This is a genomic window from Motilimonas eburnea (assembly GCF_021295345.1).
In the GTDB taxonomy this organism is placed as follows: domain Bacteria; phylum Pseudomonadota; class Gammaproteobacteria; order Enterobacterales; family CBDFNC01; genus Motilimonas; species Motilimonas eburnea.
This window is the reverse complement of sequence record NZ_JAIMJB010000014.1, coordinates 71,860-94,747: the sequence shown is the minus strand read 5'-3', so window position 1 is coordinate 94,747 and position 22,888 is coordinate 71,860. Positions and strand designations below refer to the sequence as shown.

Sequence of the window (22,888 nt, the reverse complement as noted above, 5' to 3'; positions counted from 1 at the left end):
GGCAGGTATCAAGGTCTATACATTGTTACTGATAAAGTAACTTTGTGTAGACCTAAGATGGTTGGCTTTTTCAGTTTAGCAATACTACTAAATCTTAGTGGCTAGCAATGGAAAACAGTACCGTTTTTATGCTGCTTTTGGAGTGCAAACATAGCAGTTTTGCAGGGCTTTATCGGGTAAACTTCTAATCCCCTTTTATATGCAATGGATATAATGGTATCCATTCTGTTTATTTTTTATCTATAATGGATACAACTGTATCCATTTGGTTGTTGCGGATGAATTTTACCTTACTTGATGATACCGATGTAAGCCAAGCCTATGCGGCTTATTTACGTGAGTTACGAAAGCAGGCAAAGCTGTCACGAGCGGCGCTTGCTGAGCGAAGCTGTGTACCTGCGGCCACCATTAAGAAATTTGAGCTAACTGGGCAAATTTCATTTCGCCAATTGTTGTTACTTTGGCAGACTCTTGATTCGCTAGATAGGCTCTATCAACTCACACAACCGGACAAAGAGCGCGCCACTATGCCTGCTAGCATTGATGAGGTGTTAAAAGATGAGTTTTAAACCCATTCAAAAACTCGCCGTCACTCGCACGTTAAGCTCAGGTGATCAGATAGCTGTTGGGGTCTTGGCGCAGAATCGGCAAGGCGTTTTTTTTCAGTATGCAGACGGCTATTTGCAGCAGTTTGGCAATTTATCACCTTTTACCTTGCAAGCGAACACGCAGGTTCAAGTCGCACCTAGAGCGCCTCATCAAGGAGTACATGGCGTATTTGGAGATTGTTTGCCCGATGGCTGGGGCATGTTGTTACAAGATCGTATTTTCCGGCAAAAGGGCATCCTGTCTAATCAATTAACGGCGATGGATAGGTTAGCCTTTGTCGGTGATAAAGGCATGGGAGCATTGTCTTTTTCTCCAGTATCTGAGTTTTCAGCCACCACGCACGCGGATATTGATTTAGCGACGTTAGGCTTAGAAGCACAAACGCTGTTCGATTCTTCGATGTCAGATTATATGGATGACAATCACGATGAGTTAGATGGGCATACGCAACAGGTGTTGGCCGCATTAGTCGCCGGAGGTAGTTCGGGCGGGGCAAGACCAAAGGCACAGATTTATATGCCTGCGGGAGAAGCTCGGCATTGTCGAACCTTTGCAAAGCCTGCTGATGAGGCTTGGCTGATTAAGTTTACCTCTAAAAATCTCGCACTCGGCCATGAAGAAGGTTTGTGTGAGGCGGTTTATTTACAAATGGCAGAACTTGCTAAGAGTCAACCGCCGCAATGGCAACTCATTGAAGCACCAACTACAAGCGGTGCGTCTGCCTGGTTGGCGCTTAAGCGTTTTGATTATGTCACGGAGCAGGCCAGTTTAAGCGGTAACCGCAGTTCAGGTCGCCTACATATGCACAGTGCTTGCGGGCTGCTGGACGCAGACTTTAGAACGCCAAGTTTAGATTACATTGACTTGATAAAAGCCAGCCGTCAGTTGTGTAAATCACCAGCCGCCGGGCAGCTGCAATTTCGCCGCGCCATGTTTAACCTGCTGTCGTCTAACCAAGACGACCACAGTAAAAACTGGGCGTTTTTGCAAGCGGATGACGGTCAATGGGATCCTGCACCTTTTTACGATGTTACCTACAGCCCACATCCATTCAACGAACACGCCACTGCGTTCGGCGGTTATGGCAAAGCGCCACCACTTAAGGTGATGCAAAAACTAGCGACCAGTGCTGGCTATGGGAGTTGGCATGAGGCAAGGCAAGTTATTGAAGAAGTCGCAGAAGCCATAAGCCAATTTACGTATCTGGCACAGCAGCAAGGGATCAGTAAAACAACCGTGTCTGCGATTGCTAAGACATTGGATCAGCGCAAACAGGAAAATGCAGCGCTTTTTCAATGAAAGTAAAACAAACTTTTCAATTCACAATAAATAGATAGCAAGGCCATCGTGAGCGAATATCAATACTATAAATTCGAGCGTCTGGATGGGTATTTAGATACTAAAGCGCGTCAAACACTCAGAACGATTTCAAGCCGAGCCGAGATCAGCGCTACGTCCTTTCAGGTGTATTACACCTACAGTGACCTAAAGGCTGATCCTTTTGAACTGATGTTAAAGTACTTCGACATCGGTTTTTACTATGCCGATTGGGGCTCAATTGATGTCTACATCAAGCTACCAGCAGGAACGCTCCCTGATGCGTTACTGGGCTTTTCAAGTGATGGGCTTCATGTTCACGAAAGCGATGAGTGGCAGTTGCTGATTTTTTCCCTTGAGGAGTATGACGAATATTTTGATGATGAGCATGCTGACGAATTTTTCCAGCATTTGGCTGGGTTACGCAGCGGGTTAATGCAAGGTGATTGGCGCCTTGTGTACTTCATGTGGCTCAAAGCGTTTGATGTTAATGATGACGTTGAGCGAGTGCCGTTGATTCAATTCGATTTTGAGCACCTTAATGAAGAAGTGCAGGCGTTTGCGGCACTCTATGATATTCCCTTAGCATTGGTTAAGGCACTCGCCATGGTGCTGAACGCACAACCCAGCCATCAAGCCAAACAAGCCCAGTTTCAATTTGATACGTGGCTAAACAATCTCACGGAAGTTGAGAAAGACACGCTATTACGCACGCTGTTTGAGCAAGGCCAGTTAACCCGTCACCAAGCCTTAGCGCTGACGCGAAAAGAGCCTGCCAACACAGACGAAACTTATCAATATTGGTTAACCCCCGACGTCATTTCTCCTTTCATTGAGCAAGCCCAAAGCCAACTACAACAAGAGCAGGCCGCAGCACTCGCAAAAAAAATAGCCATCGAAAAAGCGGAAAAGGAAACAGTATTGACGGATGTTTACAACCAGCGTGAGCACTACTGGCTGCAATCACAAGAGCAAGCGGATCGCACTTGCGCTAGTGGTTACGATGCGGCATCACGCAATCTGCATCAGCTGTTTGAAGCCTATCAGTTCAAAGCGGATAAAGCCGCGTTTGAGCAACGCTTCATCCACTTTGTTATGGCGAATAAAAGCCGTAAAGCGCTGTTAAATCGGTTGAGTGATTTGCTTAAATGAGGAAGCTATAGGTCGGCCAAATGACGTGAGAAAAAAATATCATTCAGTTTTGATTGGTTGAAAGCTGGAAGCCTCATTCAGGTTCACAAATTGTTACCTGTGAAGTCACTTTGTGTAAACCTCTAACTGCTGAATTTCCACGTTCGGTAAAACGCATAGACGAGTACTCAACTTGCATTGCACACTTTTATGCGCATAAAAGTGTAGTTTGGTGGCCTTTGGCATTCAGGGATTTACATCATCGCCTTGGCCAACGCGCAAACTAAGCCTAAAAGTAGGATATAAATCCAATTATATTGAATAAAATGGGAATATAGTCCCGCATTTGGCTTGTTGACGTTGCTTGAATTTGAAAGTTGGACTATGTTCCCAGTAATGGTTAAATAATGGGAATATAGTCCCTTTGGTTGGTGATATGGCTAAACGTGATTTGCACAATGTACTGTTTCCAAAGCAGCGCAAAATTCTGACTCATTTTGGTGAAGACTTGCTGTTGGCTATGAAACGACGTGGTTTTACAAAAAAGCTACTGTGTGAACGTACTGGTTTTGATCATAAAACCGTGAATAAAGTCTTCGCAGGTGATCCGGGCGTTGCCATAGGCACTTACTTAAAAGTGATGGCCGTTCTTGGCATGGAAAGCAACTTTGCAGAAATGGCCGCTCATGATGAAGTGGGTATCAAGCTGCAAAACATAAAATTGCTGGAAGGTTCAAGATGAGCCGTGAAATCGTCGAAGTCTATGCCGACTGGCAGTCAATTGAAGCGCCTTTGCTAATTGGGCAGCTTGCTTACAGTGATTCAAGCCGAGGTGGCGTGTTTAGTTTTGCCTACGATAAAGCATTTTTAACCTCAGCCTATCGCTTGCAAATTGATCCAATGCTGACGCTTCACTCCGGTGAACTCTACAACGATGAAGCCGATAAAAACTTTCGTGCATTTCTCGATTCGTCGCCTGATAGATGGGGGCGTATTTTAAAGCAGCGGCGAGCGGCGATTGAAGCGCGCAAAGGCATTCGAGCAACAAGTCGGTTAAACGAGTTGGATTACCTGCTAGGCGTGCACGACTCTTACCGGATGGGAGGGATACGATTTAAGCGAGCCGGCTCGGATGCGTTCTTAGATGACAATTCTGAGTTTGCTGCGCCGCCAATGGCTTCTTTGCGAGAGCTAGAGCACGCAGCAATGCAGATTGAAAAAGACGATTCATCGACAGTGACGAGTATTACCGCTGGTTGAAAATGCTGATTTCTCCAGGCTCATCATTAGGTGGTGCAAGGCCCAAGGCTTGTGTGACAGATGAACAAGGCCACTTGTGGATTGCCAAGTTTCCCAATTTAAATGATACCCATGATGTGGGCGCATGGGAGATGGTCTGTTATGAATTGGCGTTGGCAGCAGGTGTTGACATGTTTCCAAGTGAGATCAGGCAATTTTCGTCACAGCACCATACCTTTATAACCAAACGGTTTGACCGCGACGGTGAAAAGCGGCTGCATTTTTCATCGGCCATGACACAGCTGCAATACTATGACGGTGAACAATCTCAAGGGGCCAGCTACTTAGAGATTGCTGAATTTATTTCCAATTCTGGTGCACAAACCACAGCCGATTTAGCTCAGTTATGGCGTCGAATCGTGTTTAATATTGCGGTGTCTAACACGGATGATCACCTGCGTAACCATGGGTTTTTATTAACAAAGAATGGCTGGAAGCTATCACCCGCTTATGATTTAAACCCGATAATGAGTAAACACGGCTTGCATCTGAATATTACCGATGCAGACAACACTTTAGACTACCAATTAGCCTTTGACGTAAAAGACTTCTTCCGACTTTCGCAAACCCAAGCCACGCAAATTTACGATGAAGTATTAATGGCGGTTAAGCAATGGCAAACCGTTGCTAAGCGGCTAGGGATCAGCCGAGCGGAGCAAGCCATGAAACAATCAGCGTTTAATGTTTAATGAGACAGTGAAACTCTCTTTTCATTTTTAGCTGGGCAGTGAAAAAATAGATTCACTATCCTCTTCCTGTAGTAAGCCCAAGTCCAATATGCCAATGCCATGACCGTCTTCGCTGAAACCGGAAAATAATCTTGCGCCGTCATCGGTTGTTGATAAGATGTGCGGCTTATGTATAAGCGTACAGTCTCTTTTGAGTGTTCAAGCGCTCATTTACGCATTAGTGGGTTGTATATAAAGTAGAAAACATGGGTAGGCAATTCGAGTAAAGCAATTGAAAACGAACAACAATCGCACTGCGTAATAGGCAATAAAGGGCAAACGCATGATCCCGATTTCCCCGTGTATATCTGGTTCGACGCGCTGGAATCGGTGGCCAATGTGCTGTCGAAAGAGAACCAGCAGTTGTTAAAAGTAATCGCCGAACAACAGCCGCAATCGGTAACTGAGCTGGCCACGCTGGCTGGCCAAGCGGTCAGCAATGTGTCGAGAACTCTGAAAACATTGGATGGTATAGGTATTGTAAGGTTGGTCTCTTCAGAAAATGCAAATACAACGAAAATAGAACTGGAATACCATAAAATCTTGGTCTTGGTATAAAGGATACTTATGAGTTTAAGACAACTTTTAACAGAAATAGCTGGTGGATGGGTACAGGCTAAAAGTGAGAACTTTACAGGTCACCCAATAGCAAATTTATTAAGACGAGATTTGATTCAGGCAATAAAAACCACGCTACCTTCTCCAACAGATTATTTATTAAAAGCGAGCGCAGGGGCAGGAAATTGGGCAGACGTCCCTTGGTTGTCGATCCTCAATCCGGCAATAACAGAGTCAACACAGTCTGGTATTTATCCAGTTTATTTGTTCCGTTCAGATGGCAGTGGTGTTTATCTCTCGTTGGGCTTTGGAACTACGGAGCTTAAAAGGCAATATGGAATTGCCCTAGCGAGGCAGAAGGCGGAGGAATTGCGCAATACCATAAGGGGTTTAGATAATCGACTTGATGATTGGGATCAGAAAGTAGATTTGCGATCTAATACGACATTAGGCCAGTCTTATGAGTGGGCTTCAGCTGGAGCAAAATTTTATCCTTTAGACAATATGCCCGATGATAATGCTCTTACATCGGACCTAATAGAATTATTAGAAATATATGCGGATGTAAAATTAGAGGCCAATCAGAATTCAATGCCAGTAATAAGTAACGTGCAGCTTTTGTCCAAACCCTTCCTCCTTCTTGCAGGCATCTCAGGCACAGGTAAAACCCGTTTTATACGCAAGCAATCAGAAGCTACCAAACAGTTTGCAGAGACTTTTGGCTTAACTGTGAGCCGAAACGATATATATTGTTTAACCTCAGTACGCCCCGACTGGCATGAGCCGAGCGATTTACTTGGTTATATCTCGCGTTTAAATGGTCCTGCTGAATATATCACCACGGATGTGTTGCAGTTTATCGCCAAAGCTTGGCGTGCCATTGCTGATAGTGGCTTAACCGTTGAAGTCCAAGAGACTGAAGGCCAAGGTGAGTGCCTAGTGGTATCAGGTGAGCGTGCTGTACTTGAACAGGTATTACCTTACTGGTTGTGTTTGGATGAAATGAACCTTGCCCCTGTGGAGCAGTATTTTGCTGATTATTTATCCGTGCTAGAAACCCGCGAATGGTGTTGGACAGGTAATAGCTTTACCTACAGCTGTGATGCCCTATTAAAACCCGCCACCATTAAAGAAGTCGCTGATAAAGAAAAGCTGCGCGAAGCGCTAGGCTTTGAGGGTTCGCAATACGATGAGCTGTGGGCAGACATTTGCCAATATGGTTTAAGTGTTCCGTTTAACCTGCTGGTCGCTGGCACGGTAAACATGGATGAAACCACCCACGGCTTTTCACGCAAGGTGATTGACCGAGCGCTGAGCTTTGATTTTGGCGAGTTTTTTCCCAATATCACGGAGGAGTTTTTTAGCCCTAAGTACCAGCCTAAGCGGTTAAGTTATCCCGTATACAGCCAAGCTAAACTGGAAATGTTTGCGCAGGTTGCGGCTGATAGTGATGCCGTCAAAACCAAGGCCTTTTTTGATGCGATTAATCAGGTGCTAAAGCACACGGCGTTTGAATTGGCGTTTCGTGCCTTTAATGAGCTGTGCCTTGCGGTGATCAGTGTGGCACCGAAAACCCAGCTTGAATTAGAAGCGGTGTTTGATGACTTTTTAATGTGTAAGGTATTGCCGCGCATTGAAGGTGACGATGATAAGCTGGGCACAGGTGATGCCAATGTTTTGCAACAACTCGAAATCGTGTTAGCAGTGCAACTGGCGAGTATTTGGCATGGCGAGCGTCCTGATTTATTGCGTGAGGAAATCGACCAGCCTGATGAACCGATTACGGTTGCTTGCCGCTCAGCAGTTAAATTAAAACGTATGCAAACCCTGTTAGAAAGTGGCTTTACGTCTTTTTGGCCTTAACCTTAACGGTCGGTAAGGATTGATTGATGGCGAAACAATCGCGTGAAACCTTGCATCTAGTCCATTATGACTTTGATTTATATGTGACTGCACAAGGGTTAGATAAGCCAAGGCAACAGTTAGCTAACACCTATGCTAAGCGTGAGTTATGTCGTCCTAGTGAAGATATTGAGGTTAAAATAGATGGTTTGCCTGCAAGTCTTGCTGACCAAGAGGTTTTGACTGAGCCGTTCTTTTTTGAAAATCGTCAGTATTGGTTTGAAATTGAGTTTAAAGCCGGTGTTGAACAAGAAAGCGCTGCTGTAAGCCATAAGTACAACCTGATTGAGCAAAGTTTTATCCTCAGCCCAAGGCGTAACGCGCTGCAAGCCATGATTAATTTTGGCAATGATATTGGCCGCTGCGAATTTCACATTACTTATGTCATTAACGGTGAGCGTAAATCGGTGCCGGTAGGCTTCAATGTGCTCGCAACTAAGATGGTGCAAAGTATAGATCTTAAGTGGATGACCCAACAAATTGATCAGGTCTATCCATTATGGCGCTATGCCATTAGCAGTAAAACCACACAGTCCCAAGGAAAATCAAACCGTCAGGCTGAGCCGTTTGAATTGTTTTGGCTGGCGCAGTTTGAGCGTTTGGTGGCTGAGTTTAATCAGGGCGTGAAACGAATTTTGCATGCGCCGCACAATCGTTTGCAGTCTTTTACCCAGCAGCAACCGTTAGATCGGATCCATAAAAAGCTCAGTGTGAAGCAGCAACAGCAAGCCAAAGAACTCATTACTAGCAAGCGCGCATCAAGCCGGATGGGGATCTCCCTGCAACGATTGAATGTTAACACGCCTGAAAACCGCTTTATTAAAATGGTGCTAAAGCGTACCAAGGCTAATTTGGCCAAGTTGATTACGGTTATTCGCAGCGGTGAAGAGTCAAAAGAGTCAAAAGCGTCAGATTCATTTTTGCAACAATTAGATACATGGCATGAGCAAATAGCAAAGCATGCTAAGCATCAGCTATGGCGAGAGGTGGGGCCGTTTGAGGGGCAAGCTAGTGAGTCGAAGGTGTTGCAGCAAGGCGCGGGCTATTCAAAAGTTTATAAAGTATGGCAACAGTTAAAGCATTATTTGAACCATGCCAGCGGTGAGGCGCAGCTGTCGATCCGTTCGGTAGCGGATATTTACGAGGTTTGGTGCTTTTTAGAAGTCAAATCCGTGATTGAGAGCCTTAGATTTGAGCTGCAAGAAAAGAAGCTAAGCAGTTTGAAAAAAGTACAGTTTGAGCGGCAATTTTCTGAAAACAGCATGGCTGCGGCCTTTGTTTATTACCGCCACAGTGACGGCATGACCATTGAGCTTGCCCATGAGCCTTCTTTTTCTCCACAGGGTAAAGATAATCGGACTTGGCTTGCCAATCAGCGCCCAGATATAGTGTTACGGGTGACGCTGGCAAATAAAGAATCGTTTTTGATTTTGTTTGATGCTAAATATCGCATTGATTCTAAAGCATTAAAAAACGGGCAAGACGGTGTGCCAGAAGATGCGATTAACCAAATGCATCGTTATCGTGATGCCATTATCCATCAGCAGCATTTGCCCCATGAGGCAACATTAAAAAGCCGGCCTGTTATGGGGGCGTTTGCTTTGTATCCTGGCTTTTTTGATCAACCTCAGCAGCCAAACCCTTATGACGAAGCGATTAATGAAATTGGTATAGGTGCTTTTGCGTTATTACCTACCTCGGATCAATCTGGTGCTCACAATTATTGGTTGCGATGCTATTTGAGAAGTAAGTTAGGGGTCGGTAGCAATACCATCAGTTACTTAAAGCCACCATCTCATGATTATTACTTTGTTGAAGATGCAGCGCGAATAGCGCCCTACGGTGTAACTAATGTTCGGCATCGTGGCCTGACTATGGTTGCGCCTATTAACGAAATTGGGCGTGATAGCGAATATTTGAGTAAGGCTCAACAGGGTCAGTTGACTGGTTACCACACTCAATTAATTGCCACCAATCGTCAAAATGTCCATCGAAATATCGTGCGGGAAATCCGCTATTTGCTTGTTACTGTGCGCCAACAGCTATCAGACAAACATCAAGTAGGGCAATTTTTATATCGAGTGGGTAATGTCAAACTACTGCCGCGTCGAGATATAGATGTTGAGCTAACCGGCAAAGTCAGCGCTGATAGTCATTATTACTGGGTGTTTGAGTTTGTTGGACAGCCATTTGCGTTAAATAAGCCGATCATGAAAGATTATGATAGCCAGCATTTCCAGTTTAAGCTCACCAAAGCTGAATACTTACAACAAGTTACACATTGGGATGAGATTGCAGACAAGTATGAAGTTTATTCTGATATAGGGTGAGTTGGTTCAATCTTGTCACCCACTTTTGATTAGGATAAACCTTTATTGTGGCGTATATCCTATACGCTACAGCGTGTAAGTTCAGTTATATACGCTATAGCGTATGTAAATAACAAAGCCCTTCTAAATAAGGGCTTTGTGGAAGTGAGTGGAGTAGAGGTGAATCTATTCTATATTCTGGATCTTAATGTAGGTTATCTATTTTTATTGTTTAAAATTAGTATGTTGATGTGTTTTTTTGGTTTTTGTAAAATATACCACCCAGTATACCCACCGCTTGGTGGGTTAGCACAGAGTCTAGCTCTGGACGACTGTATTAGTATTGTGAGATCACTTTCGGCGCTACCCTGAATGAGCTTGCTTTGGTATTGTACCCAATGCCAACGGAATCTGAGATTTAAAGTCTAGGAGTTAGCCTTTTTTATGATAGCTTTACGCAAAGAGACCGTGCAACGTAACTGATTATAGGCAAATAGCGATTCATGACAGTCAAAGTTTCCCACATAACGCATATTGATAATCTGGCTAGCGTTCTCAGTCATGGATGCTTATGGTCAGATGCTAAGCGAATTGAGTTAGGGTTAATAAACCGTAACATTGGTTACAGTCATATCAAGAACCGTCGTTTGGTTCGCCCTGTAACCGTGGCTGCTGGTGGCACACTAGGCCAGTATGTCCCTTTCAATTTTTGTCCTCGCTCAGTCATGTTGTTTGTGATCCATAAAGGCCATGAGGATTATCAGGATGGACAAGAGAGGGTACTACACTTAATCAGTGATACGGATTCGATTCGTCTTACGAACGAGCATTGTTTCTTCACCGATATTCATGCGGATTTGGACTATGCCGAGCAAATTGATGACTTTGAGCGACTAGGCGAGCTAGATATTGCTCGCATTATCCGAGAAAAGTACTGGCAAGATTTTAAAGAAGAAAAACAAGCTGAATTTTTAGCTTTTGAGTTTGTGCCATGGCATGCGATTGCCCAAATAGGTGTCAAAACCCAAGAGATAGCAGATGAAGTTGATTTGTTGCTAAATGGGGCACAACATAGGCCAGAGGTTGTTGTACGACCTGAATGGTATTACTAGAGGTTGTTATGATCACTTATCAAACAGGTAACATTCTTCACGATCAAGCAGATGCCATTATTAACACAGTTAATACTGTTGGCGTGATGGGGAAAGGCTTAGCGCTGCAATTCAAAAAAGCTTTTCCCGCTTGCTATTTCAAGGCCTATAAAAAAGCCTGTGATGAGCAATCATTAGTTGTTGGGCAAGTCCTCTCTTTTGAACTCAACTCAACCAACGCTCCTTTCTACGTAATTAATTTTCCGACTAAGGCTCATTGGAAAGGAAAGTCTAAGCTTGAATATATTGAACAAGGTTTAATTAGCCTAAAAACTGAAGTGATGCGCTTGGGTGTAAAATCGGTTGCCATCCCTGCTTTGGGAAGTGGCTTAGGTGGCTTACCTTGGCAAGATGTTGAACGACTAATACAGCAATCATTGGCTGATGTTCCTGACGTTGAGTGGCGAATTTACCCTCCACAAGCGGCACCAAGCGCACAAGCTATGCCTAATCTGACTAAACGGCCTAGCATGACGATAGGGCGAGCTGCTGTTTTGGGGCTAATTGAACGCTATGTTTCAACGGGCTTTGGTTATCGTCTATCGCTACTCGAAGTTCAGAAACTGGTTTATTTTTTGACTGCAGCGGGTGAGCCTTTAAATAAGGTAGTGTTTAAAAAGCATCACTATGGCCCTTATGCGGATGTGTTACGTCATGTGCTTGATAAGATGGAAGGCCACTTTATTACGGGTTATGCTGACGGGCTCAATAAGCCTGAGACGCCAATTGCCCTAAAGGAAGAGGCGGCGCAAGAAGCGTTTAGATATCTTGAACAGCACCAAGAAACCAAACAACGTTTTGATAAAGTAGCGCAATTAATCCAAGGCTTTGAATCCCAAAATGGGATGGAGTTATTATCAACCGTTCATTGGGTGGTGACGCAAGAGCTACCAAACTTAGAGCCAACAGATGAAGAGCTTGTTCGCTGTGTGCATCGTTGGAACCCGAGAAAAGCCAAGATGAAGCCGGCACATATCCTTGCCGCTTGGAATCGACTCAAGCAAGAGCAGTGGCTTGTTTGCAAAGCGCCAACGGCTTAGCTCCTAAGATTAGTTAGCCTCTGTTGTGGAGACTTGTCGGGGGTAGCGAGCTTAGGAGTGGCATATTTACGTGTATTCGCCGAGCAAGCTCGCCTCCCACAGGGGCTGGAATGTGGTTGTAGGCCGGTGCGACTTAAGCTTGCTTAGGAAGGAATGCTTTTGCGCGATAGGGATATTTAAAACCCTGCATTTACGATGTTCTTCATAAAGTAATACAGGGCTTTTTAGGCATTCTTGGGCAGCTGGAAAAACTACTCGATGTTTTGAATTTGCTCTCTCATCTGCTCAATTAACACCTTACAATCCACCGATGCATTGGTGATTTCAGCATTAATCGATTTTGAGGCTAAAGTGTTCGCTTCGCGGTTAAACTCTTGCATCATAAAGTCTAAGCGTCGGCCGATGGCGCCGCCTTTTTTCAAGATGTTGCGGGTTTCGCTGATGTGCGAATCAAGGCGATCGAGCTCTTCGGCTACGTCGACTTTTTGTGCCAGCATTACCATTTCTTGCTCTAGGCGGGTTGGCTCTAGTTCAACTTGGGCTTCGGCTAAGCGGTTGCTTAAGCGTTCGCGTTGCCATGCCATTACCTCAGGCATTTTGGTGCGAACAAAAGCGGCTTGGGCGCCAATTTCATCAAGGCGTTGTTCGATAAAGCCTTTTAGGTTGGCGCCTTCACTGGCGCGCGCGTCTAGGAATTCGTCGATGGTGGTATCGAGGGCGTTAAGTAGTACTTTGGACAGCTCGTCGATATCTTGCTCTGGGGCTTCCATGACACCAGGCCAGCGCAATACGTCAATCGGGTTCAGTTGGCCACGGCCTGCTTCTTCCATTACCCATTGGGCATGTTCGATAATTTGACCGGCAAGGGCTTGGTTGATTTGCAGTTCGGCGGCATTGTTTTGCGCCGCATCAAAACGTAAATTAACTTCGAGTTTACCGCGTTGCATGCGCTTGCGGAGTTTTTCTCGGATCACAGGCTCTAAGCCACGAAATTGCTCGGGAGTACGAATGTAGGTCTCAAGGTATCGCTGGTTTACGGAACGGATTTCCCAAACGGCACTGCCCCAATCGCCCTTAAATTGTTTACGAGCATAGGCTGTCATACTGTGGATCATAAGCATCTCTTGTTAATTGCAGTGGCCGAATTATAAAAGCAAATCTCAGTGGCGCAAACCCTTCTGTACTTTTGTCTGCCTCCCTTTGATCTGGCGCGGTGTTGCGCTGCGCATTTTTAGTCAGAGTTGGGTTGGGATTATTTGTTAGCGTTATGTTTTTGATTGATAAAGGTAAGAAAACGTTATGCTGCAATGGTGCAAGGCCTTGGTTGGATTATGGCTTAAATCGTTTGTGTGTTTTTGTGTGTTGGTGGCCGTGTCGGGCGGTTTGTTTAACTTGTGTCTCTATGTTTGGGCCGAGGGTAACATTCGTTTATATGGCGATGGTTTGTGGCAGTTGATCCCGCTAAAAGCGGCTTTTTTATCTTGTGTGTTTGTGGTGACGCGCTCGGGCGAGCAAGCTTGCCGGTATCGTGATTAACTGCGCTTCTCGCAAGCATTTTAAACTCACTTAGGTATAATAAGCGCCAGTTTTTCAACCTAGGTAATTATCTATGCGCCCAAATGGCAGAACCCCCGCTCAAGTTCGTCCTGTAACTATCACTCGCAATTATACTTGTCACGCCGAAGGCTCGGTTTTAATCGAGTTTGGCAACACTAAGGTGTTATGTACCGCCAGTGTGGAAGAGTCGGTGCCGCGCTTTTTAAAGGGCCAAGGTAAAGGTTGGATCACAGCTGAATACGGCATGTTGCCACGCGCGACGCATACCCGTAATCAACGTGAAGCGGCTAAAGGCAAACAAGGCGGTCGCACCTTAGAAATCTCTCGCTTAATTGCGCGTGCACTGCGCGCGGCGGTGGACCTTAAAGCCTTAGGTGAAAACACCATCACCATAGATTGTGATGTTATCCAAGCCGATGGCGGCACGCGCACAGCGTCTATCACAGGTGGCTTTGTGGCCTTAATGGATGCAATTAACTACCTGATCAACAAAGGCGCTTTAAAAACCAATCCGGTTAAACACATGATTGCGGCTGTGTCTGTGGGCATCGTGGATGGTCAGCCTTTGTGTGATTTGGAATATGTTGAAGATTCTGCGGCCGACACCGACATGAATGTGGTGATGACAGATTGCGGCAAGATGATTGAAGTGCAAGGCACGGCCGAGGAAGCGCCGTTTAGCCATGAGGAATTATTGGCCATGCTGGCATTGGCCAAGGCGGGCATTGATGATTTAGTGGCTGCGCAAAAAGCGGCATTAGCTTAATAATAGGAGGAGGTATCGATGAAACAATATCAACGCGATTTTATTGAGTTTGCACTGAGCAAACAGGTGCTTAAGTTTGGTGAATTTACCTTAAAATCAGGCCGCACCAGTCCTTACTTCTTCAATGCGGGTTTGTTTAACAGCGGCGGCGATCTGGCTAAATTAGGCCGTTTTTATGCTGCTGCACTGCAAGATTCAGGCATCGAATACGATGTGTTATTTGGCCCAGCTTACAAAGGTATTCCCATTGCGACGACTACTGCGGTTGCCCTGTTTGATGGTTATCAAGTAGACACGCCGTATTGTTTTAACCGCAAAGAGAAAAAAGATCACGGTGAAGGTGGCTCGCTAGTGGGCGCGGATCTGAAAGGTCGCATTATGTTGGTGGACGATGTGATCACCGCGGGCACCGCTATTCGTGAGTCGATGGACATTATCCAAGCGTGCGGCGCCTCACTGGCGGGTGTATTGATTGCGTTAGATCGCCAAGAAAAAGGCAAGGGTGAGCTTTCGGCCATTCAAGAGGTTGAGCGTGACTACAACGCCAAGGTGATTTCAATTATTGAGCTAAACGACCTGATTGAATACCTGAGTGAAAAGCCAGACATGGCGGCGTCACTGGAATCAGTTAAAGCTTATCGCGAACAATACGGCATTTAACTTTAACGCTGTACTACAATTAAATCCCTGATCAGTTGATCGGGGATTTTTTTTACCAAAATGTGTCAAGGATTGACCGAGTGAGTAAATTGTTGTTTCCGGCTGTTATGCTGCTAGGACTGCTGCTGTGCCAAAGCCCACTATATGCTGCGCCGTTAACCGGCCCATTAAGTGTGGGCGTGTATCAAAGCGCGTGGTCAAAAGATGCGGCATTTAGCATAGATCAAGTTCCTGCCCATTATTTTACCCACCTGATTTACGAACAATTGGATGTGAATGCCCAAGGTGAAGTGCAGCATTGGGATGAATATTTAGATCTGCAAGCCCCCTTTGCCGGTGATACCTTAGATCAAACCAATAAAGGCAGTTTAAATCAGCTGTTGAGGTTAAAGCAGCAAAATCCTAACTTAAAAACCTGGATTGCCATTGGTGGCTGGCGTTTAAGTGAGCATTTTGCGCCGGTGGCGGCCGATGCCGACAAACGCCGTAATTTGATCCAGTCTACACTGGCGTTTGTTCGCCAGCACCAGTTTGATGGCGTCGTGCTGGATTGGCGTTACCCCATGTTTCACCCCGACAGACCATTGGATTTACAGCGCCATGAAGCCAAGGACTGGCTGGCTTTAGTGCGCGAATTTAAACAGGCATTGACTTCATCTCGTTCGTTATTAGAAACCTCACCTCCATTACAATTGGTGGTGGCCATGCCATCTTGGCCTGTGTTGCTTCAACCTTTACCCTTAGCGGAAGCGGCAAGTTATGTTGATTACTTTTACTTGCTTAATGTCGATTTAGCCGGTGCTTGGTCGCGCTATAACGGCCACGCCTCGCCCTTGTTCTGGTCGGAACAAAACCCAGAGCCGTTTCCGGCATCCATGGATTTAGCGGTGCAAACCATGCTCAATGCTAATGTTGCGAGTCGTCAGATCATCGTGAGCACCCCCGCTATTGGCCGCAGCTGGCGCCATGCTGAGCAGTTATACAGCGCGAGCGCGAGTGCCACTAAGGGCTCGTTGGATAACCCCACCCAAAAGTCAGGACTACTGATTCAATCGGAGGTGAATTATTTAATTAGCCAAGGTTATCAGCAGCATTGGGATGAAGTGGCCCAAGCCAGCTATTTACAACAAGGCGATCATTTTGTGTCCTACGAAAGTGCGCGCGCGTTGGCCGCTAAGTTGGCGTATAGCCAACGCCATCAATTAGGTGGCATGGCGCTGCAATATTTATTCAGTGATCAGCAATTAAGCCAGCAAATCTTTGCCTTTTATTACCCTTGGCCTTACCGTTGGCACTTAATTCATAGGCACCTGCTGCGGTTTGGTTGGCTATATTGCTTATTGTTATTGGCGCCCTTTGGTTGGCTATTTAAACGCAAGCAAGGTGCCTTGCAGGCTCAATTAATATTGCGTCAGCAACAGCTCGCTCAGTTGCATCAACAAGTGACGCAATTGCAAACCGAGTCAAGCCCGTTGGCTTTACCGCAAGCCGAGCAGGGCATGCTAGCGGCGATGCAACAACAAGTGGCCTACCTTGATGAGCAAAGCGATCTTAATGCGGCGTTACAACGTCTGTTAGCCGATCCCTTAATTGCCAGCTTGGCGAAGCAGCATCATATGGAGCTAGGTGAGCCATCGCAATCAGGTTGCTTAGGCGATTATTTGGCGTTAGTGGAGCTGTGCCGTGGACATATTAAAAGCTTGAGTCAAGACTCGAAGCTGTTGGCCGAGTTACATCAAATCGCGAGCAAAAAAAATCAGTTGTTATATTTGAAAGCCGAGCAGGGTTACACCGGCATTTATTGCCAAGGGCAGTCCGATCCTATTTATATTTACAGCCGGCTGACGCCCTTGTTACGTTATTACGGCGACGATTTTTTACTGCAATGCCATCGCTCTTATCTCGTAAATAGAGAGCGGATCATGCGTGTTGAATGTGATCATCAAGGTAAATATTGGCTGTATTTACAAGGTGATATCGATAAGCATGGGATCCCGGTAACGGCTAAATATCTCGCGAGTGTGCAGCCATATTTGGTATCCCAAGAGGATAAATTAACGGTTTTAACGTGATCCTGTGATAGGCTTTTTCTGGGTGTATTGCTGTAGTTTATTGATTTTAAATAGATTGTTTTTATTTTTGGTGAAATGATAGCGCCATGGTGATTCTTTTTCAGCGGCGAGTTAGTCAAGCTTAGATTGGCTAACGCAGCAATCGAAAAGGAATTGATGATGCAATATTTACCTTGCTTTAAGCGCACTAAACTTAACTTGGCGACCGGATTGGCCATGGCCACCGCTTTATCTCAACTGCTCTTTGCGGCTACCGTGATGGCGGAGCCTGACGTCATTCATGAGTTTGAGATTGACCAAGCCACCTCTTCGGCTATCGAGATAGGGGCTTTCCCTATTGGCACTGAATATCGACCCTCTCACTATTTTAGTGACCGTGTGCACACCGGATTGGTGCTCAAAGAGGCGACCAGTCCTGGCGTTGCGCCCGATGAGTATCACACCATGCGTGTGCAGCCCACGCATACCCCTTCGAGTTACGATTTTATCCCTATCGCGCCGATAAGTGAGGGAGATCGAAATTGGGATGCCACGCAAGATAAAAACCAACCCTTTGATGTTGCTAAAAGTGGCAAGGTGGTTGCCTTGTATGTTGGCTCTTGGCAAGGCTTTAATGGTTACAGCTTAGAGCAGATCCCTGCGCACAATGTGACCCATTTGATTTTTGGTTTTGCCGGTATTTGTGATTATGAACGAGAGGGGGCAACGCAAAATCAGGGCCTAGCCATGAACCCCGGCGCTTTTAATGCGCTACGTGCGGATTGTGGGCAAGGCCATATTGTGGGTCGCGATGGACAAGATTATGATCTGGTTGAACTGGGCGTGACGCAAAAACAAGCCGATTTTTCATTAGGGTTTCCTGATTATAAGGCGGCTCCCCATGCCTTTGCCGCGATTAAGAAAATGAAACAGCAATACCCCCATTTAAAAGCCATGTTATCCATTGGCGCTTGGTTTATGAGTGATCCGTTTTTTGAGATGGCTGCCGAGCCTCAGTTTCGTCAGCAGTTTACCGAGCAATTGATTTCGTTTATCAAACAGCATCCGGGGGTGTTTGACGGCATTGATTTAGATTGGGAGCATCCCGGCGGTGAAAACTCCAACCCCGGGTTAACTCAAGGTCATGTGGCCGATAGGGCAAACTTTACGGCCCTTGTTAAGGCGCTAAGGCAAGGGTTTGATCGTGAGTTTGGGCCTGACTTTGTGCTGTCTGCTGCTATTAGTCGCTTTCCTCGTCATATTGGGGCAGTGGATTTAAATGCGTTGAAAGACGATTTAGACTTTGTCAATTTGATGACCTATGACGTGTTTTCTACCGACTATCCGTTCCCTGGATATCATACCGGCAATGCCATTAAACCCATTTTTTCAGCGGCCCCCGTTTATCAATATTTACCCATTGCCGATGAGCTGGGGAACCCTGTGTTGATCGATGGGCAAGCCAAAACCATGGGGGATATGTTTAGTGCCTACAGTACCGAAGGTGCCATTCAAACGGTGCAACGCTTATATCCCGATTTCCCTATGTCGCGCTTAATTATCGGCGTGGCCAGTTATAGCCGAGGTTGGCATGCCGTGAAAATGAAGCGTGAGCATGCGCCAGCCTTTTGGCACGGCACGGCACAAATGTTGGTGGATGAGCAAATGCAGCAGCGCGGTTTTGCGGTGAGCGGTAGCTTTGATAGCGGCACCAGTCACTTTATCGACCTATACGATAACTACATGCAAGGGGATAACAATGCCTTGTATTATGATGAGCAAGCCAAATCTGTGTATGTGTTTGTACCTCAGGCGTTTGCTGATCAAGAGCATGTGTATGCGAGAGTAGAAAACATCGACTCGCCTCGCACGGTGATCAACAAAGGTGATCTGGTTAAACAATATGGCCTAGGGGGATTATTCGCATGGGAAGCGACCTTTGATAATGGTTTGATTTTAAATGCGATGAACGCAGCCGTGTGTAATCCTAAAGCCGATGGGCAGGCTTATCGTTTTAATGAAGCCTATGCGGGCAGTGTCGATACCCAGGTACTAGCCACTGACAGCAGCGGGCGGCCAACCAAGGTGAAAGAAGTGATCAAGGGGCCCAGTGAATACCAATTTGATGGTGAAGTTTGGTGTCAGGGGGTGAATTACCCGCCTCAGCTCAGTTTACAAAAGACGTATCAAGTGAATGGGCCAAGCTTATTGAGTCTTGCTGTCACTGCCGATGATGCCGAAGGGGATCCATTAAGTTATCACTGGCAACAGTTGAGCGGCCCTCAAGCGACCTTGTTGAATGCTCATCAAGCTCAGGCGCAAATAATTTCGCCAGCGGTGAGCACGGAGCAAGTAGCGGATTTTGTGATCACAGTGAGTGATGGCCATAGTCAGCAAAGCCAATATGTGCGTGTCACCCTATCCCCAACGGATTGTGCGGCCGCAATGGTTAACGCTGCGCCATGGCAAGCTCATTTAGCCTATCGCCAAGGCCAGCAAGTGAGCTTTAACCAACAGATTTGGCAAGCCCGCTGGTGGAGTCAGGCCAGTCAGCCGGGCCAAGGTGAAGCATGGCAATTGCTCGCCCCAGCGGTCGCCCCTTGGTCAGCCCATCAAGCTTATGCCCAAGGTGAAGTCGTTAATCACAACGGCTTAAGTTATGTAGCAAAATGGTGGAATCAAGGCGTGCAACCCAGTATTGATTCAGCTTGGCAAGTCACGGGGGATGCGGTGTGTGTTGATTAACCTTGAGCTTAAATAACGTATTAGGGGGGCATGCCTCCCCCTTTTGGTTTATCCAGTGAAGCGGCTCGAGCAAGCCTAATTAGGTAGGTTAGGGATGTTGTTGATTGTTATGCTAGGCTAGGTTGATGCTTTTGATTTACAGCGTGAGATTAAACTCATGATCCTTAAGATGCTTATGTTTGCAGTATTAACACGTTTTGCTGTCTGTTTACTTTTATTGCTCGCGCTAACGGGCTTGCATTGGATCTGGGGCCACAATGGCCAAAGCCTGACTCAATTTTTTGAGCTACTCATTTACTACTCGGCGGCGGGATTTGTGTTGGGTGGTTACCTGTTTACTTCCTATTATGCCGGGCAAGATGTCGATCGCTTTGTGAAGTGGGATTTCCCCCATTGGTTACAGCCCAAGGAAGCCGTGGTGGCGGGCCGCTCTATGATGTTTGTTGGCGGCGCATTAATGCTTGCGGCACTTAGCTTGATGTGGGCTGCTTACTCGATTGTGACCCTTTAGCCAACTGCTGATAATAATCGTCAAGATGATGCTCACCATAGCGTGGCGCGATATTATCTTGCGCCATGGCGGTTAAGAAAAACTCCGCTGGGCCTGTCCAAGATTCGGGTAAACGCCTAGCGATGGCCAGTGCAAACTGACGCAGGGCATCGGGCAAATAGGTGAGGTTAGGGGTTTTATTGAGGGCGCTAAAGGCTAACTCTGTGATGTCTTTAACACTGAGTACATCGGGGCCGCCAACATTTAATTCCGTCTCTGGGCGTGAAATGGCCTCAAGTACAAACTGAGCCAGATCGGCGCCGTGGATTGGGTTGATTCGAACGTGACCCTTACCGAATAGGTAGGCGCTGCCTCTCTGCGCCATATGGTAAATTTCTTCTAAGTCACTGAAAAATCCGTTAGGGCGGATCACGCAGGGTGACAACACCTGAGAGCTAAGTAAACGTTGCGCAAAGCGCTCCTTGGCTTTTAACAGCCGTACGTGTTGCAAAGCCGGTGCGTTAAAGGCTGAGATATAAATAAACTTTTTTACCCCGGCTCGCTCTGCTTCTAGCAGCAGATTAAGGTTGGCTTGGTAGTCCACGTCCATATAGTTCAACCCATCGCGTTGTCGAGTTATACCTAGGCAAGAAATAACCACATCACAATCATCACAGCTGCCGATAAGGGTGTCGGCTTGGGTGACTTGCGCAATGCGTATTTGTTCGGGCTTGGCTCCTAGTGCGCTTAACTTGTTGGCGCTTCTTGCGAGGGCGAAAAAGTTTTGCTCCTCATACTGCTCATTCTTTTGCAGCAATAAGCTGACCAGGTGGCGACCAAGGTAACCGGTTGCGCCAGCAATTAAAATGCGCTTGGGCTTAGTTATCGACTTAGTCATGGGTTGGCTCCTTACTGATGTCTACATCGTTGAGTAAATAGGCGATCAGTAGCTTGAGATAAAACAGGGGTAAAAACCAAGCCAAGGCGGACGGTACTGTCAGCCAATAAAACGAAATCATTAAGCTCACCATATAAAGGGCCATGGCTAGCGGGCGTTGCAGATACCTTGGCGTGATGAGGATCAAGGTGCCCGCCAACATCAACCAGAGCCAAGCTGCCATCAGCCAACTAAGATCAAAGTCGAGAAAAGCCCAGCTAAACAAACCGAGTTGAACCCCGTGAAAGGCGATAAATATTAAATGTTGGCGCTTATTAATGCCTTGACGATGAAACCAGCGTTTTGCCCCAGCGCAGGCATTGCTGACGATGCCGCCGCCGATGTCCATGGCCAGCAAAATGGCAAGGATGGCTGGCCAAAAGTGCCAATCGAGTTGCCCAAGCCAAATGGCGAGCGCCATTACAGCCCCAGCCATTAGCGAAAAGCCAAAAGATAGCCACTGCTCAGCCGGGCTGGCATAAGGGCCTATCAAGCGCTCCATTAAGCTTAACTTAGCGGGTTGCGATGCTGAAACAGAAGATGTCATGGCTAGTGCTTTCTTTTTAGTCCAGTTGGTCTATAAAGTTATATCAGTTCGCTCGCAAGGTAAAGTTTTTTAGTCCAATCGGTCAATAAAAAGCAAACGTGCTATGATGTGCCAGTGAAATCTGGTTTTGAGGTGAAAGGGTGCCTAAGTTAGTCGATCATGAACAAAAACGCCTAGAAATAGCGCTCAATGCGGCAGGTGTGTTTTTGCAATACGGTTATAAAAATACTGGGATGCGCCAACTTTGTCAGCATCTGAACATGAGTAAAAGCGCGGTTTATCATTACTTTGATAGTAAGGATGCCATCTTTCGTGCCGCTACCGAAGCCATGCTGGCATTGGACTCTGACGTCCTTAAATCACGACCGTTAGCGACCAATGCCAGTTTTGCGCAACGAACCGAGAATTTTTTATTACTGTTTCACCACATTGCGCCGCGGTTTTTTCAAGAGCAAAAGCTGGTGGTGGAGTACATAGAGGTCATCGGGGTGGACAATATTGCCGACGATCCCTGCATGAAGCAGGTTAACCAGAAGTACCTTGATTTATTGACGACTTATGTCGATGAAGACCAAGGCCAAGCCTTGTTTACCTTATTTTTAGGCTTGTTAAATCACCAATTGCTCATGAGTGGTGAGCTAGACGTTAGCTATATTGAGCAACAATTGCAGCGAGTGTTAGCTTAAGTTTAATTTGTTTGTGACAGGCCTGAGTCTGTTATCTTTATCTAGTTTGAGTATAGTGTTGACCATCACAGCATAAAAAGAGAAATCCCATGATTAATGATCCCAAGGTTATCGAAACCTTAGCCGAGTTAGAGGCATTTTTACTATCCGTTGAAAGTGGCAGCTTAGGTCTAAATGACGCCGCTGGCGTGGCGCTAGCAACCAGCAACGCCGATGGTCGCCCATTCGTTGCGGTGTTAGATAGCCAGCATCAATTGTTACTTGGCCGCTGGGTGTCGCAAACGGTTTATGACAACGGCAAAGAGATGGTGAGAAACGGCGTCAAAGCGGTGACTAAGCATTAAGCCAAGCACCCGAGCTCTTGCGGAAGGCGAGTTTGCTCGGCGAATCACACGAGCATATACC

At 46.3% G+C, this 22,888-nt stretch carries 20 protein-coding genes and 2 pseudogenes; 19 read left to right on the top strand and 3 right to left on the bottom strand.

Going from position 1 to position 22,888, the window contains the following annotated elements; translation table 11 throughout:
* The first annotated feature begins 278 nt into the window (after positions 1-278).
* The 11 genes and pseudogenes from K6Y21_RS14550 (at position 279) to darG (ending at position 12,044) form a co-directional block, all read left to right on the top strand.
* Positions 279-569, top strand: coding sequence for a helix-turn-helix domain-containing protein (locus tag K6Y21_RS14550; RefSeq protein ID WP_233072566.1), 291 nt, complete (start codon positions 279-281; stop codon positions 567-569).
* A complete protein-coding gene (locus tag K6Y21_RS14545) occupies positions 559-1,908 on the top strand; it encodes a type II toxin-antitoxin system HipA family toxin (protein WP_233072565.1) in 1,350 nt (449 codons plus the stop codon). The genes K6Y21_RS14550 and K6Y21_RS14545 overlap by 11 nt, the downstream gene beginning before the upstream one ends.
* A gap of 48 nt (positions 1,909-1,956) precedes the next feature.
* Entirely contained in the window at positions 1,957-3,078 is a 1,122-nt protein-coding gene (locus tag K6Y21_RS14540; RefSeq protein ID WP_233072564.1) for a hypothetical protein, read from the top strand.
* 415 nt (positions 3,079-3,493) lie between these two features.
* Entirely contained in the window at positions 3,494-3,799 is a 306-nt protein-coding gene (locus tag K6Y21_RS14535; protein ID WP_004249763.1) for a helix-turn-helix domain-containing protein, read from the top strand.
* Positions 3,796-5,045, top strand: a pseudogene (locus tag K6Y21_RS14530) (type II toxin-antitoxin system HipA family toxin). The gene K6Y21_RS14535 and the pseudogene K6Y21_RS14530 overlap by 4 nt, the downstream one beginning before the upstream one ends.
* A gap of 339 nt (positions 5,046-5,384) precedes the next feature.
* Positions 5,385-5,642 (top strand): HVO_A0114 family putative DNA-binding protein, encoded by a 258-nt coding sequence (locus K6Y21_RS14525; RefSeq protein WP_233072563.1) that lies wholly within the window; start codon positions 5,385-5,387, stop codon positions 5,640-5,642.
* Between the two features lie 9 nt (positions 5,643-5,651).
* Positions 5,652-6,200 (top strand): annotated as a pseudogene (locus K6Y21_RS14520) (DUF3578 domain-containing protein); the annotation flags it as partial.
* Positions 6,201-6,233: 33 nt separating this feature from the next.
* A complete protein-coding gene (locus tag K6Y21_RS14515) occupies positions 6,234-7,505 on the top strand; it encodes an McrB family protein (protein WP_233072603.1) in 1,272 nt (423 codons plus the stop codon).
* A gap of 26 nt (positions 7,506-7,531) precedes the next feature.
* Positions 7,532-9,874, top strand: coding sequence for a DUF2357 domain-containing protein (locus K6Y21_RS14510; RefSeq protein WP_233072562.1), 2,343 nt, complete (start codon positions 7,532-7,534; stop codon positions 9,872-9,874).
* A gap of 482 nt (positions 9,875-10,356) precedes the next feature.
* On the top strand, positions 10,357-10,965 hold the full coding sequence (darT, locus tag K6Y21_RS14505) for a type II toxin-antitoxin system toxin DNA ADP-ribosyl transferase DarT (RefSeq protein WP_233072561.1): 609 nt from the start codon (positions 10,357-10,359) through the stop codon (positions 10,963-10,965).
* Between the two features lie 8 nt (positions 10,966-10,973).
* Complete coding sequence (gene darG, locus K6Y21_RS14500) at positions 10,974-12,044, top strand: type II toxin-antitoxin system antitoxin DNA ADP-ribosyl glycohydrolase DarG (RefSeq protein WP_233072560.1); 1,071 nt, start codon at positions 10,974-10,976, stop codon at positions 12,042-12,044.
* Between the two features lie 251 nt (positions 12,045-12,295).
* Here darG and K6Y21_RS14495 read toward each other — a convergent pair whose 3' ends face one another.
* Positions 12,296-13,159, bottom strand: a complete 864-nt coding sequence (locus K6Y21_RS14495; RefSeq protein WP_233072559.1) for a YicC/YloC family endoribonuclease — start codon at positions 13,157-13,159, stop codon at positions 12,296-12,298.
* A 184-nt stretch (positions 13,160-13,343) separates the two neighbouring features.
* Here K6Y21_RS14495 and K6Y21_RS14490 point away from each other — a divergent pair, with 184 nt between their 5' ends.
* The 6 genes from K6Y21_RS14490 to K6Y21_RS14465 all read left to right on the top strand — a co-directional run bounded on the left by K6Y21_RS14490 (position 13,344) and on the right by K6Y21_RS14465 (position 20,334).
* Entirely contained in the window at positions 13,344-13,580 is a 237-nt protein-coding gene (locus K6Y21_RS14490; RefSeq protein WP_233072558.1) for a hypothetical protein, read from the top strand.
* A gap of 73 nt (positions 13,581-13,653) precedes the next feature.
* Positions 13,654-14,367 carry a ribonuclease PH gene (gene rph, locus K6Y21_RS14485; protein WP_233072557.1) on the top strand — a complete coding sequence of 238 codons (714 nt, stop codon included), beginning with the start codon at positions 13,654-13,656 and terminating at the stop codon, positions 14,365-14,367.
* A gap of 18 nt (positions 14,368-14,385) precedes the next feature.
* Positions 14,386-15,027 carry an orotate phosphoribosyltransferase gene (gene pyrE / locus K6Y21_RS14480; RefSeq protein ID WP_233072556.1) on the top strand — a complete coding sequence of 214 codons (642 nt, stop codon included), beginning with the start codon at positions 14,386-14,388 and terminating at the stop codon, positions 15,025-15,027.
* Positions 15,028-15,107: 80 nt separating this feature from the next.
* Positions 15,108-17,099 carry a glycosyl hydrolase family 18 protein gene (locus tag K6Y21_RS14475; RefSeq protein WP_233072555.1) on the top strand — a complete coding sequence of 664 codons (1,992 nt, stop codon included), beginning with the start codon at positions 15,108-15,110 and terminating at the stop codon, positions 17,097-17,099.
* Between the two features lie 156 nt (positions 17,100-17,255).
* On the top strand, positions 17,256-19,823 hold the full coding sequence (locus K6Y21_RS14470) for a glycosyl hydrolase family 18 protein (RefSeq protein ID WP_233072554.1): 2,568 nt from the start codon (positions 17,256-17,258) through the stop codon (positions 19,821-19,823).
* Positions 19,824-19,998: 175 nt separating this feature from the next.
* On the top strand, positions 19,999-20,334 hold the full coding sequence (locus tag K6Y21_RS14465) for a hypothetical protein (protein ID WP_233072553.1): 336 nt from the start codon (positions 19,999-20,001) through the stop codon (positions 20,332-20,334).
* Here the strand turns inward: K6Y21_RS14465 and K6Y21_RS14460 are convergent.
* Positions 20,294-21,211 (bottom strand): SDR family oxidoreductase, encoded by a 918-nt coding sequence (locus tag K6Y21_RS14460; RefSeq protein WP_233072552.1) that lies wholly within the window; start codon positions 21,209-21,211, stop codon positions 20,294-20,296. The genes K6Y21_RS14465 and K6Y21_RS14460 overlap by 41 nt on opposite strands.
* Positions 21,204-21,797 (bottom strand): hypothetical protein, encoded by a 594-nt coding sequence (locus K6Y21_RS14455; RefSeq protein WP_233072551.1) that lies wholly within the window; start codon positions 21,795-21,797, stop codon positions 21,204-21,206. The genes K6Y21_RS14460 and K6Y21_RS14455 overlap by 8 nt, the downstream gene beginning before the upstream one ends.
* Before the next feature lie 140 nt (positions 21,798-21,937).
* Between K6Y21_RS14455 and K6Y21_RS14450 the strand changes: the two genes are divergently transcribed.
* Both K6Y21_RS14450 and K6Y21_RS14445 read left to right on the top strand, forming a co-directional pair.
* Entirely contained in the window at positions 21,938-22,483 is a 546-nt protein-coding gene (locus tag K6Y21_RS14450) for a TetR/AcrR family transcriptional regulator (RefSeq protein WP_233072550.1), read from the top strand.
* 89 nt (positions 22,484-22,572) lie between these two features.
* Complete coding sequence (locus tag K6Y21_RS14445) at positions 22,573-22,827, top strand: hypothetical protein (RefSeq protein ID WP_233072549.1); 255 nt, start codon at positions 22,573-22,575, stop codon at positions 22,825-22,827.
* The last annotated feature ends 61 nt before the right edge of the window (positions 22,828-22,888 follow it).